The 17,673-nt window shown below is 36.4% G+C and carries 19 protein-coding genes; 7 read left to right on the forward strand and 12 right to left on the reverse strand.

Going from position 1 to position 17,673, the window contains the following annotated elements; all coding sequences use genetic code 11:
* Nucleotide 1: 1 nt before the first annotated feature.
* The 6 genes from ACY2RS_RS13250 to trmB all read right to left on the reverse strand — a co-directional run bounded on the left by ACY2RS_RS13250 (nucleotide 2) and on the right by trmB (nucleotide 4,374).
* Nucleotides 2-1,054, reverse strand: a complete 1,053-nt coding sequence (locus ACY2RS_RS13250) for an NAD(P)/FAD-dependent oxidoreductase (protein WP_490099148.1) — start codon at nucleotides 1,052-1,054, stop codon at nucleotides 2-4.
* Nucleotides 1,055-1,124: 70 nt separating this feature from the next.
* Nucleotides 1,125-1,367 (reverse strand): NifU family protein, encoded by a 243-nt coding sequence (locus tag ACY2RS_RS13255; RefSeq protein WP_490099149.1) that lies wholly within the window; start codon nucleotides 1,365-1,367, stop codon nucleotides 1,125-1,127.
* A 4-nt stretch (nucleotides 1,368-1,371) separates the two neighbouring features.
* On the reverse strand, nucleotides 1,372-2,508 hold the full coding sequence (locus ACY2RS_RS13260) for an Mrp/NBP35 family ATP-binding protein (protein ID WP_490099150.1): 1,137 nt from the start codon (nucleotides 2,506-2,508) through the stop codon (nucleotides 1,372-1,374).
* 171 nt (nucleotides 2,509-2,679) lie between these two features.
* Nucleotides 2,680-3,030 (reverse strand): MGMT family protein, encoded by a 351-nt coding sequence (locus tag ACY2RS_RS13265; RefSeq protein WP_490099151.1) that lies wholly within the window; start codon nucleotides 3,028-3,030, stop codon nucleotides 2,680-2,682.
* Between the two features lies 1 nt (nucleotide 3,031).
* The gene (locus tag ACY2RS_RS13270; RefSeq protein WP_490099152.1) at nucleotides 3,032-3,667 is read right to left on the reverse strand and encodes a LysE family transporter; all 636 of its coding nucleotides are present in this window, start codon (nucleotides 3,665-3,667) and stop codon (nucleotides 3,032-3,034) included.
* Between the two features lie 26 nt (nucleotides 3,668-3,693).
* Nucleotides 3,694-4,374 (reverse strand): tRNA (guanosine(46)-N7)-methyltransferase TrmB, encoded by a 681-nt coding sequence (trmB, locus tag ACY2RS_RS13275; protein WP_490099153.1) that lies wholly within the window; start codon nucleotides 4,372-4,374, stop codon nucleotides 3,694-3,696.
* 64 nt (nucleotides 4,375-4,438) lie between these two features.
* On the opposite strand from trmB, the gene ACY2RS_RS13280 reads away from it, so the two are divergent.
* Complete coding sequence (locus ACY2RS_RS13280; RefSeq protein ID WP_490099154.1) at nucleotides 4,439-5,500, forward strand: glycosyltransferase; 1,062 nt, start codon at nucleotides 4,439-4,441, stop codon at nucleotides 5,498-5,500.
* On the opposite strand, the gene ACY2RS_RS13285 is transcribed toward ACY2RS_RS13280, so the two are convergent.
* Complete coding sequence (locus ACY2RS_RS13285) at nucleotides 5,474-6,517, reverse strand: sensor histidine kinase (RefSeq protein ID WP_490099155.1); 1,044 nt, start codon at nucleotides 6,515-6,517, stop codon at nucleotides 5,474-5,476. The genes ACY2RS_RS13280 and ACY2RS_RS13285 overlap by 27 nt on opposite strands.
* Entirely contained in the window at nucleotides 6,517-7,200 is a 684-nt protein-coding gene (locus ACY2RS_RS13290; RefSeq protein ID WP_490099156.1) for a response regulator transcription factor, read from the reverse strand. Before ACY2RS_RS13290 ends, ACY2RS_RS13285 begins: the two co-directional genes overlap by 1 nt.
* A 165-nt stretch (nucleotides 7,201-7,365) precedes the next feature.
* On the opposite strand from ACY2RS_RS13290, the gene ACY2RS_RS13295 reads away from it, so the two are divergent.
* From ACY2RS_RS13295 to ACY2RS_RS13310, 4 genes are all read left to right on the forward strand, one after another.
* The gene (locus ACY2RS_RS13295) at nucleotides 7,366-9,096 is read left to right on the forward strand and encodes a T9SS type A sorting domain-containing protein (protein ID WP_490099157.1); all 1,731 of its coding nucleotides are present in this window, start codon (nucleotides 7,366-7,368) and stop codon (nucleotides 9,094-9,096) included.
* 114 nt (nucleotides 9,097-9,210) lie between these two features.
* On the forward strand, nucleotides 9,211-10,185 hold the full coding sequence (locus ACY2RS_RS13300; protein ID WP_490099158.1) for a LuxE/PaaK family acyltransferase: 975 nt from the start codon (nucleotides 9,211-9,213) through the stop codon (nucleotides 10,183-10,185).
* The gene (locus ACY2RS_RS13305; RefSeq protein ID WP_490099159.1) at nucleotides 10,185-11,213 is read left to right on the forward strand and encodes a hypothetical protein; all 1,029 of its coding nucleotides are present in this window, start codon (nucleotides 10,185-10,187) and stop codon (nucleotides 11,211-11,213) included. The genes ACY2RS_RS13300 and ACY2RS_RS13305 overlap by 1 nt, the downstream gene beginning before the upstream one ends.
* 7 nt (nucleotides 11,214-11,220) lie before the next feature.
* On the forward strand, nucleotides 11,221-11,736 hold the full coding sequence (locus ACY2RS_RS13310; protein WP_490099160.1) for a DUF350 domain-containing protein: 516 nt from the start codon (nucleotides 11,221-11,223) through the stop codon (nucleotides 11,734-11,736).
* A gap of 161 nt (nucleotides 11,737-11,897) precedes the next feature.
* On the opposite strand, the gene tyrS is transcribed toward ACY2RS_RS13310, so the two are convergent.
* Nucleotides 11,898-13,196 carry a tyrosine--tRNA ligase gene (gene tyrS / locus ACY2RS_RS13315; protein ID WP_490099161.1) on the reverse strand — a complete coding sequence of 433 codons (1,299 nt, stop codon included), beginning with the start codon at nucleotides 13,194-13,196 and terminating at the stop codon, nucleotides 11,898-11,900.
* A 70-nt stretch (nucleotides 13,197-13,266) separates the two neighbouring features.
* Here tyrS and ACY2RS_RS13320 point away from each other — a divergent pair, with 70 nt between their 5' ends.
* The gene (locus ACY2RS_RS13320; protein ID WP_490099162.1) at nucleotides 13,267-14,280 is read left to right on the forward strand and encodes an NAD-dependent epimerase/dehydratase family protein; all 1,014 of its coding nucleotides are present in this window, start codon (nucleotides 13,267-13,269) and stop codon (nucleotides 14,278-14,280) included.
* Between the two features lie 4 nt (nucleotides 14,281-14,284).
* Here the strand turns inward: ACY2RS_RS13320 and ACY2RS_RS13325 are convergent, their stop codons facing one another.
* The 3 genes from ACY2RS_RS13325 to ACY2RS_RS13335 are packed head-to-tail and all read right to left on the reverse strand — an operon-like array spanning nucleotide 14,285 to nucleotide 16,883.
* Complete coding sequence (locus ACY2RS_RS13325) at nucleotides 14,285-14,812, reverse strand: DUF4296 domain-containing protein (protein ID WP_490099163.1); 528 nt, start codon at nucleotides 14,810-14,812, stop codon at nucleotides 14,285-14,287.
* On the reverse strand, nucleotides 14,812-16,152 hold the full coding sequence (locus ACY2RS_RS13330) for a dihydroorotase (protein WP_490099164.1): 1,341 nt from the start codon (nucleotides 16,150-16,152) through the stop codon (nucleotides 14,812-14,814). Before ACY2RS_RS13330 ends, ACY2RS_RS13325 begins: the two co-directional genes overlap by 1 nt.
* Nucleotides 16,152-16,883, reverse strand: a complete 732-nt coding sequence (locus tag ACY2RS_RS13335) for a polyprenol monophosphomannose synthase (RefSeq protein ID WP_490099165.1) — start codon at nucleotides 16,881-16,883, stop codon at nucleotides 16,152-16,154. Before ACY2RS_RS13335 ends, ACY2RS_RS13330 begins: the two co-directional genes overlap by 1 nt.
* Before the next feature lie 115 nt (nucleotides 16,884-16,998).
* On the opposite strand from ACY2RS_RS13335, the gene ACY2RS_RS13340 reads away from it, so the two are divergent.
* Nucleotides 16,999-17,652 (forward strand): DUF4271 domain-containing protein, encoded by a 654-nt coding sequence (locus ACY2RS_RS13340; RefSeq protein WP_490099166.1) that lies wholly within the window; start codon nucleotides 16,999-17,001, stop codon nucleotides 17,650-17,652.
* Nucleotides 17,653-17,673 lie beyond the last annotated feature (21 nt).

A 17,673-nucleotide genomic window follows, 5' to 3' on the forward strand; every position in this document is an offset into this window, starting at 1 on the left:
ATTAATTAATTGCTTTTACCACGGCTTTTGGAGCTTCTTTTTTCGTTCCGTCAAAGCCCTCTACACCTCCAACCGTTGTATATTTCATAACATATCTTTTGTCAGGGAAAATTCTTTGGTAGGCACTCTGACACATTAAAGTTGCTTCATGGAAACCACATAAAATAAGCTTTAATTTTCCAGGATAGGTATTCACATCACCAATTGCATATATACCAGGTATGTTTGTTTGGTAATCTAAGGTATTGTCTACTTTAATGGCATTCTTTTCAATCTCAAGTCCCCAGTCTGCTATAGGACCTAATTTTGGTGCCAAGCCAAATAAAGGTATAAAGTTGTCACATGGTTTTTCTGTAATGGTATCACCTTGTTTTATCATCACACCTTTTACATGAGTATCGCCAACGATATCAACAATTTCGGCAGGTGTAATGAGATCTATTTTACCTTGATCTTTTAATTCTTGTACTTTCTCAACAGAATCTAAGGCGCCTCTAAATTCATTTCTTCTATGCACTAAGGTCACACTTGAAGCAACATCGGCTAAAAAGATACTCCAATCTAAAGCAGAGTCTCCACCACCAGCAATCACTACGTCTTTATCTCTGTATACTTCTGGGTCTCTGATAATGTAGGCAACCCCAGCATCTTCAAATTCAGTAATGTTTGCTATGGGTGGCTTTCTTGGTTCAAAACTGCCAAGACCTCCTGCAATAGCGACTATTGGAGCATGGTGTTGGGTTCCTTTATTGGTTGTTACTATAAAAGATCCGTCTTCCTGCTTTTCAATAGTTTGAGCGCGTTCACCCAAGGTAAATCCGGGCTGAAACGGTTCAATTTGTTTCATTAAATTAGATACTAAATCACCCGCTAATATTTCAGGAAATGCAGGAATATCGTAAATAGGTTTTTTGGGATAAATTTCGCTACATTGTCCACCAGGCTGTGGTAATGCATCAATAAGGTGGCATTTTAACTTTAATAATCCTGCTTCAAAAACAGTAAAAAGACCCGTAGGTCCTGCACCAATTATTAGTATATCTGTTTTAATCATGTACTTAAATCGCTATTTCGCTCGTAAAACTATTCTAAATTCTTGCTTTGTAAAATGATATACATCAATATTACGCTTCTACGTTTATCACTTTTTCAATTTGAGGAGCATGCTTCTTTATGGTCATCTCTACACCGCTTTTCAAAGTCATTTGGTTAACGCTGCACCCTACACAAGCTCCTTGCAATTGTACCTTAACAATGGTGCCCTCTTCAATTCCAAGAAGAGATATGTCTCCGCCATCACTTTGTAAAAAGGGACGGATTTCATCTAAAGCTGTTTCTACTTTTGTCACTAAATCTTGTTGTTCCATAGTCTTATTTTACAGCACTACATCCTGCCATAGTAGTAATTTGAATTGCTTCGGTAGGAGGCAAGTTTTTATTTCTTTTTACGGTTTCACTCACTACATTCTTGGTAATTTCAATGAAAGCATCTTCAATGGCTGTACCTGTTTGTAGAGCTGCAGGATGACCTGCATCTCCAGCTTCTCTTATGCTTTGCACTAAAGGCAACTCTCCTAGAAAAGGTGTGTTTAAATCTTCTGCTAAATGCTTTGCACCTTCTTTTCCGAAAATATAGTATTTATTCTCTGGTAATTCTGGTGGTGTAAAATAGGCCATATTCTCAATGATTCCTAACACAGGCACATCAATGCTTTCTTGTTGAAACATTGCCACTCCCTTTTTAGCATCTGCCAAAGCCACTGTTTGCGGTGTACTTACAACCACAGCACCCGTAATAGGCAACGATTGCATGATACTTAAATGAATATCACCCGTTCCTGGAGGAAGATCCAATAACATAAAATCGAGTTCTCCCCAAGCCGCATCAAAAATTAATTGATTTAAAGCTTTGGCTGCCATAGGTCCTCTCCAAATTACTGCTTGATCTGGTTTTGTGAAAAATCCAATAGACAATACTTTAACGCCGTAATTTTCTACTGGTTTCATTTTACTTTTCCCATCTACCGTAACCGATAAAGGTCGCTCTCTCGCTACATCAAACATGATGGGTACAGAAGGTCCATAAATATCGGCATCCAATACGCCTACTTTAAAACCCATTTTAGAAAGGGTAATCGCCAAATTAGCGGTTACTGTTGACTTCCCAACGCCTCCTTTTCCAGAAGCTACCGCAATAATATTTTTAATCCCTGGTACTGGTTTTCCTTTAATAAGGTTTGGATTTTCCTTTTTTTCAGGAGCCTGCACCTTGATGTTCACCTGTACTTTAGCTTCACTAGACACTTTTTCATGAATGGTTTTAATAATATCTGCCTCAGCACGCTTTTTAATGTGCAGTGCTGGCGTTGCCATGGTGATATCAACCACTACTTCATCTGCAAAGGTCATTACATTGGTCACGGCACCACTTGCTACCATATTCTCTCCTGCTCCAGCTATGGTAATGGTTTCCAGGGCTTTTAGGATGTCTCCTTTATTCAATTTCATCAACACTTCTTTTTCTATATTTAGATTGATTCTAAAGTACAAAGATACTCGTAAAACTTAAGAAAAGAAAGGGCTGCTATTGAAATGATTTATGGGTCTATAACGATTGTTTTTATAGCAATTACTTCGGAAATATGAGTATTTCAGAAACCTTTAAAAAAACAACTATTGTTAAATACCCCTGCTATTGATAGGGGGCAATTCTAGGCTAGGATCCCAAAAATGGGTCTCTAAGTTTTGAATTTGATGATTCACCACTTCAATCCCTTCAGATTCTAATAACTGCTGCATTAGGGTAGTGCCTTCAAAATGATGTTTCCCTGTGAGCAAGCCTTTTTTATTTACCACGCGGTGCGCTTGGACGTCTTCTTGCTTTTTACTAGCATTCATAGCCCAACCTACCATTCTGGCACTTCCGGAGGCACCTAAATACTTGGCAATGGCACCATAACTGGTCACTCTACCACAAGGGATTTGAGCCGCCACCTGATACACTTTTTGAAAAAAAGACAGCTCTTCCATACTACAAATCCTTAAAGATTTTAAATGCCGTAATCAATGAAATAATGGCAGTAATGCCACCAATAATGTAGTTCATATTTACTTTAGGCGGGGTGTTTTGTGAGGTTTCTTTTCGCTTAAAAAACTGAATGTATAACGCGAGCATAATAAAGGTTCCTAACCCAGAAGCGAATACGGCAGCCAACAATTCTGGCGTACCAAACGAAAACCATCCAAAGACAGAAAACGTAACGCTTATATACACCCAATACGGCAATGGCAAGACATTAAGTAGGGCAATAAAAATACCGCCAAAAAAACGTCTTTTTTTAGATTTGCTTACCAAATCTTTGGGCACATCTCTGCGTGTGTCTTTGGCAATAAAAAAGAAATAGATGGTTAAACAAATAAAAATACCCAAAGCTACCTGTTGTAGGGTTTCAATGATTTCGGGGTTTTTATCTAGGTATCTTGCAAATAATAAGGCAATATAGGTTTGTAGCATCACCGTAACGCATACACCTAAAGAAAAAAGCATGGCATTTCTTCTGCCTTCTTTCATACTTATTTTAGCTGCTGACATATTGAGTAAACCAGGAGGTATCACCCCTATAAAGGCAGCTGTAAAACCAATAACAAAATTGAAAAGTATCGTCATAAGTACTCGGTCAAGATACGCTTTTTTTAAGAAGAAAAACGAAATCTAATATAGGTGATTTTTTTACCTACTTCTAGATACTGACTTTCATAAAAGGTTTGAATGCTTGTTACTTCTTTGGGTGCTTCGTCTCCTATACCATACACATCATGATGTGCAAACTCGATAGGCAATCGTAAGCCATGCAGCAACCCAAGGGTATAGCCATGCATAAATTCACTATCTGTTTTAAGATGCATGAGGCCATCTTTCTTTAAGATTTTTTTGTACTTGTTAAGAAAGTCTTCGTTAGTCAATCTATGTTTGGTTCGTTTGTATTTTATTTGAGGGTCTGGGAAAGTAATCCAAATCTCATCGACTTCATTTTCATCAAAAAGACCATCTATGAGTTCTATTTGGGTTCTTAAAAATCCAACATTATCCAATCCTTCTTCAAGAGCAGTTTTAGCACCTCTCCAAAACCTAGCGCCTTTTATATCGACTCCCAAAAAGTTCTTTTCTGGATACATTTTGGCTAGATTAACAGAATATTCTCCCTTACCACAACCCAATTCCAAAACAATAGGTTTGTTGTTTTTAAAAAAGTTTTTGTTCCAATTTCCTTTTAAATTTAGACCATCGTTTACAGCCTCTTCTCTTGTAGGTTGTACTACATTGGCAAAGGTGTCATTCTCTTTAAATCGTTTTAATTTATTTTTACTACCCAAACTATATTTTTTTAGCAAAATTAAGGAAATATAACGCAGTGACAATTATTAGTACTTTTGTTTTATGATGCAACCAAAAACAATTTTAGTAGCACCTCTTAACTGGGGCTTAGGACATGCTACACGTTGCATTCCCATCATTAATGCGCTCCTTGCCCATAATTTTAAAGTTCTTATAGCAAGTGATGGCGCTGCTTTGCAATTGCTGCAAAAAGAATTTCCTACTATAAACACATGTACACTGCCCTCTTATAACATCAAGTATTCCAAGAAGGGTCGGTTTTTTAAAACTATGATGCTGCTTAAAATGCCGCATATTTTAAAAACTATTTCAAAAGAAAAGAAAGAAGTAGCAAAACTGGTAGCCCAGTACAATATACAAGGCATTATAAGTGACAACCGTTGGGGAATACGACATAAAAAAGTGCCCTCTGTTTTTTTGACACACCAACTAAACGTGCTAAGTGGTAGCACCTCAAAACTATCAAGCTGGATGCACCAACGCCTTATAAAAAGGTTCACACAATGCTGGGTGCCAGATCATGCAGGACCACAGAATTTAAGCGGTATTCTTGGACACGGTAACACTATAAAATTGCCTGTACTATATATAGGTCCGCTAAGTAGAATGGCCCCAAAAGAGTTGCCAAAAAAATACGATCTCTTGCTATTACTTTCTGGCCCAGAACCGCAACGCAGCATTTTTGAAACCCAACTCATCAACGAATTTAAAAACGATCCTAGGGCTATTTTTATGGTTCGCGGTGTTGTTGAAGCAATAGAAACTAAAAGGCATTTTGGCAACATAGTTGCTGTTAATTATTTACAAACAGCTGCACTCGAAACGTGTATGAACCAAAGTGAATTGATTATTTGTAGATCTGGTTACACGACCATTATGGATCTTTCGGTATTGGATAAAAAGGCATTTTTTGTACCCACACCTGGACAGTACGAGCAAGAGTATTTGGCAAAAAGATTACAGGAACATGGTGTGCTACCTTATAGTAGCCAAGAATATTTCAGAAAAGAAAAAATAGACGAAATAGCACAGTATAAAGGATTTTCAATGAACCAAACAGATCAAGATTTTGAATCCTTATTTGGACTTTTCCATGGTAAATGAGAATTCTGAACCAATACCATGCTGACTCTCCACATAGATTTTCTCATCATGGGCATCGATAATATGCTTTACGATAGCCAGTCCTAAACCACTACCCCCTTCTTTTCTGGAACCACTTTTGTCTACTCTGTAAAAACGTTCAAACAATCGAGGCATATGCTCTTGTTCAATCCCTTCGCCATTGTCTGTGACTCTAATAATGACTTTATTTTTTATAAGGTGCTCCACACTTACCTCGGTAGTGCCATCCTTTTTACCATATTTTATCGAGTTTACAATAAGATTAGTAAGCACTTGTTGGAGGCGCTCTTGATCTCCATACACTTTTATACTTTCTTTATAATCGATATCAAACACCAAGGATATATTCTTCTTAGCGGCTTTCATCTCTAACAAATCAAATACGTTCTTGATGAGTTTAATGATATTGAAATTTTCTTTCTCTAGGGTAAGTCCGCCGGCCTCTAACTTGGTGATCATATCAAGATCTTTGATGATGTAAAGCAATCGCTCCACACCTTTATTGGCTCGTTTCAAATATTTTTTTCTTACAGACTTGTCTTTATAGGCGCCGTCTAACAAGGTTAAGATATAACCCTGTACTGTGAACAATGGGGTTTTAAGTTCATGAGAGACATTACCGATAAATTCTTTACGGTAGTTTTCTCTGATTTTTAAGGTTTCAATCTCAATTTTTTTGTTTTCTGCAAAACGGCCTACCTCAGCAGTAAGGGTTTCCATATCTGTAGAAATTTTCTTTTCACTAAAAGAGGTAGCATCTAGCAGTGAAACATCATCGTATATTTTTTTAATACGGTTGTAAATAAATTTCTCTAGCCTGTGTTGTATCAATCCAAAACAAATTACAAAACAACAAAGTGCAAAAACAATTACATACCAAACGTTACCATTCGAAGTGGTGTAAAAAAAAATGCTCAACAAGATGCTAAGCACTATGGTTATATACGTTGCAGTAAGGGTTGCGAAACGGTATGTTCTATTTAGTTTTTTAAACATTATACCACAAACTTATAGCCTACACCCTTAATTGTTTTAAAGGCATTATCCCCTATTTTTTCTCGCAGTTTACGAATATGAACATCGATAGTACGTCCGCCAACAACAACATCGTTTCCCCAAACGCGATCGAGAATATCTTCACGCTTAAAAACTTTTCCCGGTTTGGAGGCTAACAAGGATAATAATTCGAACTCCTTTCTTGGCAATACCATTTCTTCTTTGCCAACAAAAATCTTATACCCTTCTCTATCGATTGTAATATTTCCAATTTTAATAGTAGTCTGTGGCTCTTCTTGGGTTTTGAATCTTCGTAACAACGATTTAACTTTACTAGTAAGCACTTTTGGTTTAATTGGTTTTGTGATATAATCGTCTGCACCAGCATCAAAACCTGCAACTTGAGAATAGTCTTCTCCTCGAGCGGTTAAGAAAGTAATCACCGTTTCAGATAGCTCAGGTATGGTTCTTAGTTTTTCACAGGCCTCAATACCATCCATTTCTGGCATCATTACATCCAAGATGATTAATTGAGGTTTGTGCTTCTTTGCTTTTGTAATAGCAACGATACCATTCTCGGCAGTAATTACGTTGTAGCCCTCCGCAGATAAGTTATATCCTATAATTTCTAGAATATCTGGTTCATCATCAACTAATAAAATGGTGGTATCTTTCTTTTTCATCGTATTGAATAAATACAGCAACAAGTGTACTGTAAAATTATAATTTTTTAAAGATATAAAGGCAGAATAGAACCAATATTAAGCTATCGTTAAATAATTAAAATAATCTCCTTTTAAAGATCTCTAATTTAGTATCTTTGCGCAAAATTTAAACCTTATATTATAATGAAAAAAATTACGTTACTACTTGCGCTTGTTTTTACAACCTTAACATTTGCGCAACAAGCAGTTACAAACCCGTCAAACGAAGGTTTTTCTTTGCAAATTGTAGAGATTGATGCCGATCAAACTGGAACAGACGAGATGGAGTTTGTAGAGATATTAACAGGATCTGATAATTTTTCATTAGACGGTTTCATTGTTGTTTTTTACAATGGAAGTGATAATGAAAGTTACAGAACCATAGACCTTACGGGATTTACATCAGATGCGAATGGATATTTTCTTATTGGAGGAGACCTTTTTACTGATGCAGATATAACAATTGGACCAGATAATACTATCCAAAATGGTGCAGATGCTATTGCTATCTACCAAGATTCAGCAGCTAATTTCCCTGATGATACTCCCGTAACAAACGCAAACTTAATTAACGCAGTTGTGTATGGAACAAGTGATGATGATGATATGGAATTATTAATGGGATTAAACCAAACAACGCAATGGGATGAGAATGCTAACGGAATGAAAGATGTAGAATCTATTCAATACGATTTCTCTACTGGCAACTTTTGTGCAGGTACACCAACCCCAAGAGCAGCAAACATAGACTGTTCTGGAGTATGTCCTTTAAGTGTATTTGTAGTAAGTGTAACGTGTGACACTGTAACTCCTGGTACAGATACCTACACAACGACATTAAACTTTACAGGTGGTGGAACCGAAACATACACAATCAATGCTACTGATGGTACTATTGGTGGTGACAACCCATCTACTATGGATGAAGGAGAAATTACAATCACTGGAGTAGACGAAGGTGTTGATTTCAGTTACACAGTAACAAGTACTACTTGTGATATTTCAAACACTATTAATGCTCCAACCTGTGAGCCTGCTGCAACTGTAGCTACTATTGCAGAATTAAGAGCTGGAGTTATTGGAAATGAATACACACTTTCTGGAGAAGCAATCGTAACATTTGTACAAGAATTTAGAGGACAGAAATTTATCGAAGATGCTACTGCAGCTATCTTAATTGATGATAATAATGGTGTTATCACTACTGCTTTAGTAGAAGGTGATGGTATTACTGGACTTTCTGGTACACTAGGAGAATTCCAAGGAATGATGCAGTTTAGACCAAACATGGACATCGCTGCTTCTTCTACAGGAAACGCTGTTGTTCCTCAATTGGTTCAAGCAGACGACTTAAATGCAAACCCAAATGACTACGAATCTGAGTATGTACGTATCAATTCTAACACCATCATAGATGCTGCAACAAACCCAACATGGATTACTGGTACTGAGTACCAAATGATAACAGGTGGAGGAGACTATATCTTTAGAACTTCTTTCTTTGATGCAGATTACATTGGTGGAGATGTACCAACCATAAACACTTTACTAGTATCTGGTATTATTACAGAGCGTGACAATGGTTCTTATTTTATCACTGCTAGAAAACTAAGTGATTTTGGAGATAGTTTAGGTACAAACGACAACCTTATTGAAGGGTTTGTAATGACTCCTAACCCGGCGAATACTCACATCGAGCTTCGTGCTGCAAACAATGCAACAATTGCTGTACAAATCTTTGACTTATTAGGAAAAGAAGTATTAGCGACTCAAGATGCAACTCGTGTAAACATTGAAGCTTTAACAAGTGGAATGTATATTGTAAAAGCAACTCAAAATGGAGCAACTTCTGCTGCCAAGTTGATTGTTGAGTAAGCAAACAAAAAACTTTTTAAGAGGCTGTCTTTTTTAAGGCGGCCTCTTTTTTTTGTCCATAAATCTCATCATTAAATTATGTATTTTTGAGGTATTCACTTCGGAAATATTAACATGCCCACAACACCTATTTTTAACATACAAACAGAAACTGAATTTAAAGAGAAAACACTTCAGGTTTTCAGATTTCAGTTTGAGCATGTGGCTGTATATAGAAAGTATTGTGAGCTATTAAAAATTGACCCCAATACCATTTCAGAACTAAAAGACATTCCTTTTTTACCCATTCAGTTTTTTAAACAGGAAGCTATCATTGCAAATGGAATGACTTCAGAAAAAACATTTTCAAGCAGTGGCACCACAGGGAGTATGACAAGCAAGCACTACGTTGCAGATATTTCGGTATATGAAACCAGCTTTTTAAAAGCTTTCAAACAACAATACGATGCTATTGAAGATTACACCATACTAGCACTATTACCAAATTACCTTGAAAGAGAAGGTTCTTCGTTAGTGTATATGGTAGACGCCCTTATCAAAAAAAGCAAACAACCAAAGAGTGGATTCTATCTCCATAATTTAGAGGAACTAGCAACTACACTAAGATCTTTAGAATTTCAGAAAAAGAAAACACTATTAATAGGTGTTTCTTATGCATTGTTAGACCTTTTAGAAAAAAACAACTTTGAGCTTAAGCATACTATTGTTATGGAAACTGGCGGCATGAAAGGAAGAAGAAAAGAACTCATTAAAGAAGCCCTTCATGAACTGCTTTGTAAAGGGTTTGGCCTAACTACGATTCACAGCGAATATGGCATGACAGAGTTACTCTCTCAAGGATACTCTAAAGGAGAAGGGATATTTACCTGTCCGCCATGGATGAAGATCCTCACAAGAGATACAGAAGACCCTTTTTCTTGGGTCGCTGGAAAAACAGGCGGTATTAATGTAATAGATCTCGCAAATCAATATTCCTGTTCATTTATCGCCACCCAAGACCTAGGAAAAATACATCCTGATGGAAGTTTTGAAATTTTAGGTAGATTTGATGATAGTGACATTCGCGGATGTAACTTGATGATTCAATAATGAGAAAAAACAACCAAAATTTTAGTAATGGCTGCCTGTGGATATTTCTCACGTTTGTTTTTGCCGTTGTTGCCTTTGGTGTATTGCAGTTTTTTGTTGGATTACATGAAGGTATTACCGTTGTAATTGCTATTATCATTTCTATTCTATTTACGTATAAAATTTTAGGAATCCCTTCTCTAAAATCCATTATAAACAACGTGGTAGTGCTTTGTATTCTATTTGCAGGATTGCGATTTGTAGGCTCTTTTTTAATTGATCTATCACATCAAGATCACGCTGTTTTCACAGAAGAAGAAACGGTTACCACAAATTATATCATAGAACAACAAGATACCGTTCCCGTATACAAAAGCAACCGCCGATGGAAGGACAACTTTGGTAATACCTACTCTGGAGAACTCATGGTTCGCGCTAATGACTATAAAAGACTTCGCGGTTACATGCAACAATACACGCCAAGAAACAACACAAATTTTTGGGGAGATTTGTACCAACATATGGAGCAAAAAGATGCCTCTAGCTTAGATTTAGTGATGCAAATGTTTACGAATGTACATGAGCAAAAGAATCTGAATCAGATGGAATTTGCAGAAATGGTAGTGAGTTGCGTGCAAGATATCCCCTATTCTTTTGTGTTCCAAGAAACCTGTTTGCCAGCAAATAACTATGAAGATGACATAAAGTATGTGCTAAAAGATTGTCCAGATTGTTGTATTGGTAATATCCCATTTGGAATTCAAAACCCCGTGTCTTTTATTAAAAATTTAAAAGGAGATTGCGACACCAGGACGGTGCTTATTTACAGCATTTTAAAACACTTTAACTACGATGTAGCGATTGCCAATAGTGATTTTTACAGGCATTCTATTTTAGGACTTAATATTCCCGCTTCTGGAAAACAAAAAAAATACAGAGGCAAAACATACACCCTTTGGGAGACAACTGCAAAATATTTTCCCATTGGAGAATTACCAAGCACCACAAACGATGTTTCTCACTGGAACATAGTACTCACAAGTAAATAACCATTTTATGAACTCACAACTTTTCACCCTTGCTTTATTAGAAATTCTATTTTCTATAGTACTTGCCATCTTTATCATGTTTGCATCGTACAAAATACTCAAGCAAGTTTTTTTTAAAAGCCTAGATGTAAAAGAAAACAATATGGCTTTTTCCATATTTACTTCTGGAATTATTATTTCTATTGGGTTGATTCTTTCTGAAATTTTACCATCCATCACCAACGTTGTTCGCATTTCCCTTCGTCAAGAAACCGCCGTGAGTGTTACCGATTTATTAATGTATAGTGGCCTCTATTTATTTATAGGCTTTATTATTTCGGTTATTATTAATGGTGCCGTCTTTTTATTGTTTTCTATACTCACCAAAGGAGTCAATGAGTTTAGGGAAATTCAACAAAACAATATCGCTGTGGCCATTCTAGTGGTAGCTATTTTAATAAGCATTACCTTAATTGTAAAAAATAGCATTGCAGTACTCATCAGTGCATTAGTACCTTACCCAAGTGTGACAAATTTTTTATAAAAAAAAGCCTTTTTTTGTAAGGAGACTCAAAAAACTAAGACTAGTATAGTAATTGATATGAAAAAGGAAGATACTCCTTACTCATGATTGGTTGGTTAGTTAATGTAGGAAATGCCCAGACAGTGTCTGGGCATTTTTGTTTTAAATACGACTAAGTAGGGTTATGCTACTTCAATAATATATTTATTCTTTTTACCTCTTTGCAACAAAATAAATTTATCATGTATTAAATCTGTAGTAGTAATGGCATGGCCTTCTTTTACTTTAGAAAAATTTACAGAAACCGAGTTTTCTTTGAGTGCTCTTCTAGCTTCTCCATTCGATTTCAAAAATCCTGTTTTCTCTGCTAAGGCTCCTATGATATCTAAGCCATTTTCTAATTCACCTTTTGCTATGGTTGCCTGTGGCACCCCTTCAAAAATACTTAGAAATGTGTCTTCGTCAATTTTTTTGATGTCTTCTGCTGCCGTTTTACTAAACAAAATAGTAGAAGCTTCCTGCGCTTTTGCATAAGCTTCTGCCCCATGCACTGTTGTTGTTACTTCTTGAGCCAATCTTTTTTGAAGTCCTTTTGCATATTCCTGTCCTTCGTGATCTGCTATGATACCATCAATCGTCTCCTTATCCAAAAAGGTAAAAATCTTGATATACTTGGCTGCATCTTCATCGCTTGTATTCAACCAATATTGGTAAAACTTATACGGCGAGGTTCTCTTTGGATCTAACCAAACATTGCCTCCTTCGCTTTTTCCAAATTTACTCCCATCGCTTTTGGTGATTAACGGACAGGTAAGCGCATAGCCTTTTCCGCCTCCAATACGACGAATAAGTTCTGTACCAGTGGTGATATTTCCCCACTGGTCGCTACCTCCCATTTGCAAGGTGCAGTTGTTATTCTTGTATAAGTGTAAAAAATCATACCCTTGTACTATTTGGTAGGTAAACTCTGTAAAAGACATTCCGTCGGCATTTTCTCCAGACAATCTATTCTTTACAGAATCTTTTGCCATCATATAATTTACGGTAATATGCTTCCCTACATCACGAATAAAATCCAGAAAAGAGAATTCTTTCATCCAGTCGTAATTGTTTACCATTACCGCTTCATTCGCTGCGCCAGATGTAAAATCTAGAAATTGCGACAATTGATTTCTCACACAGTCTTGGTTATGTCTAAGGGTAGCCTCATCTAACAAATTACGTTCGCTTGACTTTCCAGAAGGGTCTCCAATCATACCTGTAGCACCTCCAACCAAAGCAACTGGCTTATGTCCAGCTTTCTGGAAAAATGCTAATAACATAATAGGTACTAAGTTCCCTATATGTAGTGAATCTGCAGTAGGATCAAAACCTACATAGGCACTTCGCATGGTTTCAAGTAAATGCTTTTGAGTATCTGGCATCACATCATGTACCATCCCACGCCATTGTAATTCTTCTACAAAATCTGAAATATTCATCGCTCTAAAATTTCAGCAAACTTACATAAATCATCTTTTTTTACCGCTCATAATAGCGTATTTTAGTGCGATGATTTTAGTTACTGGAGGTACTGGATTGGTTGGAAGTCACCTGCTCTATTTTTTGGCAGCATCTGGCTCAAAAATTCGAGCTATTTACAGAGCATCTAGCAACTTGTTTCAAGTAGAAAAGGTCTTTGGATATTATACTGAAACAGCACATGCCAAAACACTTTTTAATAGTATAGAATGGGTAGAGGCAGATATTACAGATGTGCCAGCACTTCAAAAAGCATTTGCAAACTGTACACATGTATATCACTGCGCAGCTCGTATCGATTTTGACCCACGAAATTATCAAACCTTAAAAAAGGTAAATGTAGAGGGTACTGCCAATATTGTAAATCTATCGTTACTCCACAACATTACAAAATTATGTTATGTAAGTTCTATTGCAACACTAGGAAGTACTCCAGATGGCGCACCTATTACAGAAGAAGTTGATTTTAATCCAGACGCCACAAACAATGTGTACAATCTCACAAAATATGCCGCAGAAATGGAAGTATGGCGTGGTACACAAGAAGGACTATCTGCTGTGATTGTAAACCCAGGTGTTATTTTAGGTGCGGGATTTTGGGATAGTGGAAGTGGCACCATATTTAAAATGGCAAATAAAGGAATTCCCTATTTCACTTCAGGAAGTTTAGGTGTTGTTGATGTTCAAGATGTAGTACACACGCTACAATTATTGATGGATAGCTCCATAGAAAACGAACGATACATTCTTGTTGAAAGCAATGTAACTTATCAAGAACTCATTACAGTACTAGCGGTGGCATTTGATAAAAAACCTCCTAAAAAGCAAATTGCAAAATGGAAATTATTATTAGCAAGTAGTGTCGATAGTTTTGGGAGTCTGTTATTTGGATACAAAAGAAGATTACTAAAAGAAACTGTGCATTCTATGTACACAATAAGCAACTACAGTTCACAAAAAATTGAAACAGCTTTAAACCTTCGCTTTATTCCTTTTTCTGAAACGATATCGCGCATTGTAGATCGTTTTCATAAAGAAAAGTAAGCCCTTATTCTTTTGAAGAAATCTTTTGAATTTTAGACAATGCCGCTGCATCGGCCGTTTTTAATAATTGAAATAAACTATCCCGTTCTAATTTTGGGAACACCAATTCCATACTATCTATTCTTGCCTCTTTAATGCTATCTTTTATACGAATGGCCTCTTGGGATCTTTTGTATTGCGCATATAGGGTGTCTCTTTTTTCTTTTTCGATTTTTAGATTCTCTTCTACTTTTAGTAATAGTGTTTTATATGCTTCTAAATCTGAAGAATAGAATGCATTGCTCTGTGCAAATTGCAAACTATCAATCTTATATTTCGAATACAAAATAGAATCTAATACAATTCCTTTTGCTACGATGGTTCTATTATCGATACTTCTCGCCGCATTCATCAAGTAGGCTTCTGTAAAAATTCCAGCCATGGTATCTTCAGGTATAAGATTAGCAGGAGCTTCTGGTCGCTTTACATCTTGACATGCTATGACAGCCAAAAATGTAATTACAAAAGTCATGTATTTGATGGTAGCCATCATTATCTATTAAAGGTTAAACGCTCTGCTTTTGATACATTAGATATTTTGCCATTTTCATAGGCAAGGTGACCGTTTACAAACGTATGTGTTACTCTTGCGGTAAAGGTAGTGCCTTCAAAAGGAGACCACCCACACTTGTATACAATATTATCTTTGGTGACAGTCCAGGGAGCGTTTGGATTAATTAACACCAAATCTGCTTTATAGCCTTCTCTAATATAACCACGCTCTTTAATCTCGAATAAAATAGCAGGATTGTGTGCCGTTTTTTCGACTAATTTTTCAACGGTAATATATCCTTTTCGGTGCATTTCGAATAAGGCTTCTAATGCATGTTGTACTAAAGGTCCTCCCGAAGGTGCTTTGGTATATACATTATCCTTTTCTTCCAAAGTATGCGGTGCATGATCGGTAGCAATAACATCAATACGACCTTCATTGAGTGCTTTCCAGAGTCCATCTTTATCGGCTTGCGTTTTTACAGCGGGATTCCATTTTATTTTGGTTCCTTTTGTAGCGTAATCTTCATTGGTAAACCAAAGGTGGTGTACACAAACCTCGGCTGTAATTTTTTTATCTTTTAAGGCCTTTTTCTTATCAAAAAGTGCAGTTTCCTTCGCAGTAGATAGATGAAAAACATGCAACCTTGCCCCTGTTTTCTTAGCAAGCGCAATGGCTTGGGAAGAAGAAATGTAACAAGCCTCTTCGCTACGTATTTCGGGGTGTTTTTCTATGGGAATATCCTCTCCAAACTCAGCGATAGCTGCTTCAAGATTTTTCTTGATGGTTGCTTCATCTTCGCAATGAGTTGAAATTAGCAAATCGGTCTTACTGAAAATTTCCTCTAATACTTTAGGATTATCCACAAGCATATTCCCTGTAGAGCTTCCGAGGAATAACTTTAAACCGGCAACCTTCGTCTTATCGACTTTTAATATTTCAGATAAATTATCATTAGTGCCCCCAAACATAAAAGAGTAATTGGCGTGTGCATCTTTGGCTGCAACAGCAAATTTCTCTTCCAACAACTCTATGGTAGTTGCTTGAGGTACTGTATTTGGCATTTCGATAAAAGAAGTGATCCCACCAGCAACAGCAGCTCGAGACTCTGTTTTTATCGTTGCCTTGTGCGTAAGTCCTGGCTCTCTAAAATGCACTTGATCATCTATCATACCTGGAATTAAATAACATCCATCTGCATCGATTACTTTGGTGTCTGCACTCTTTACACTAATACTACTAGCGATCTCGGCAATGCGATCTCCCTCAATTAAAAGGTCTCCATTAGTGATGGTTCCTTCATTGACAATTTGTGCATTTTTTATTAAAACTGTGCTCATTAGATTTCTAATCGGTTAAATATACTTTTCAATTTCATGGTTAGGACTCCAAAAATAGCTTCAGAGATAATGCCTTTACTCATCTTAGAAGTACCTTTTGTTCTGTCTGTAAAAATGACGGGGACTTCTTTTATGTTAAATTTACTAAGGTGTGTTTTAAATTTCATTTCAATTTGAAAAGCATACCCCACAAACTTTATGGCTTCTAGATTAATAGTCTCCAACACATGGCGTTTGTAACAAATAAATCCTGCTGTGGTATCATGAATATTCATTCCTGTGACCCACCGCACATACTTTGAGGCTCCCCAAGAAAGTAATACTCTATTCATGGGCCAGTTTACCACATTCACACCAGTAATATATCGAGAGCCAATGGCCATATCTGCCCCTTCTTTTTCACAAGCATTATACAAGCGTATTAAATCGTTTGGATTGTGTGAAAAATCGGCATCCATTTCAAATATATAACTATACTCTTTTGTCAATGCCCATTTAAAGCCATCTATATAAGCAGTTCCCAAGCCCAATTTTCCTTCTCGTTCAAGGATGTGTATACGCCCTAGAAAATCTTTAGCTATTTTTTTAACAAGCGCTGCCGTGCCATCGGGTGAGTTATCATCAACTACCAAAATATCAAAGTCTCGCTGTAAGGATACAACCGTACAAAGCAAGCGCTCGATATTTTCAATTTCATTGTACGTTGGTATTACCACCAAGGCATTTGACATAATCTATTTTTATACTGCAAAGGTACTTTTTTTAAGTACATCTTGTATGTAAAAAAGTGTAATTACACCCCTTTGCATGTTCAATAATACGCTATCTTTAACGCAAAAAAGTACCGTGCAGTATCTGGAAAGAATATCCCCCGCTACCGATTGGATTACGCTTCTTTTAGTAGCCTGTGTTATTGTGATTACCATAGCAAAAATGCTGTACCCGCTTCGATTTCAAGAATTTTTAAAACTACCTTTAACCAATAAGTATTTTTTTGTCTTTGGTAAAAACGATCCTTTTTACCATCCTTTTACTATACTATTGTTTGTGCTTCAAAGTATTTGCATTCCATTAGTTGTTTATTTAGCACTTCAATGGAGGTATCCAGAGATGACAGTCGCAAATCCTTTTTTGTTTATTCAACTTTGCACTGGTTTTATTGTCTTTGTAATAGTAAAAATACTCTTTGAAAAAATTGTAGGAATTGCCTTTAATATTGAGTCTCTTGTAAATCAATATCTCTACCAAAAACTAAGCTATCGCAATCTTATGGCTATGGTGCTGTTCATAAGCCTATTTTTTTTAGTCTACATCACTCCTTTTAACAAAACGTTTTTAATAGTCTTATCTCTTGTATTTACCAGCCTCAATGCTATTGCGCTGTTTTACAGCTACAAAACAAATGGAAAATTAATTTTTAGCAATTTCTTCTATTTTATTTTGTATCTTTGCGCGCTAGAAATTTCACCTTATATCATACTTTATAGAGTATTTATGTAGTTGCGTGATTTTTAAACAGAC

The organism is Patiriisocius sp. 208BN25-11, assembly GCF_058147145.1.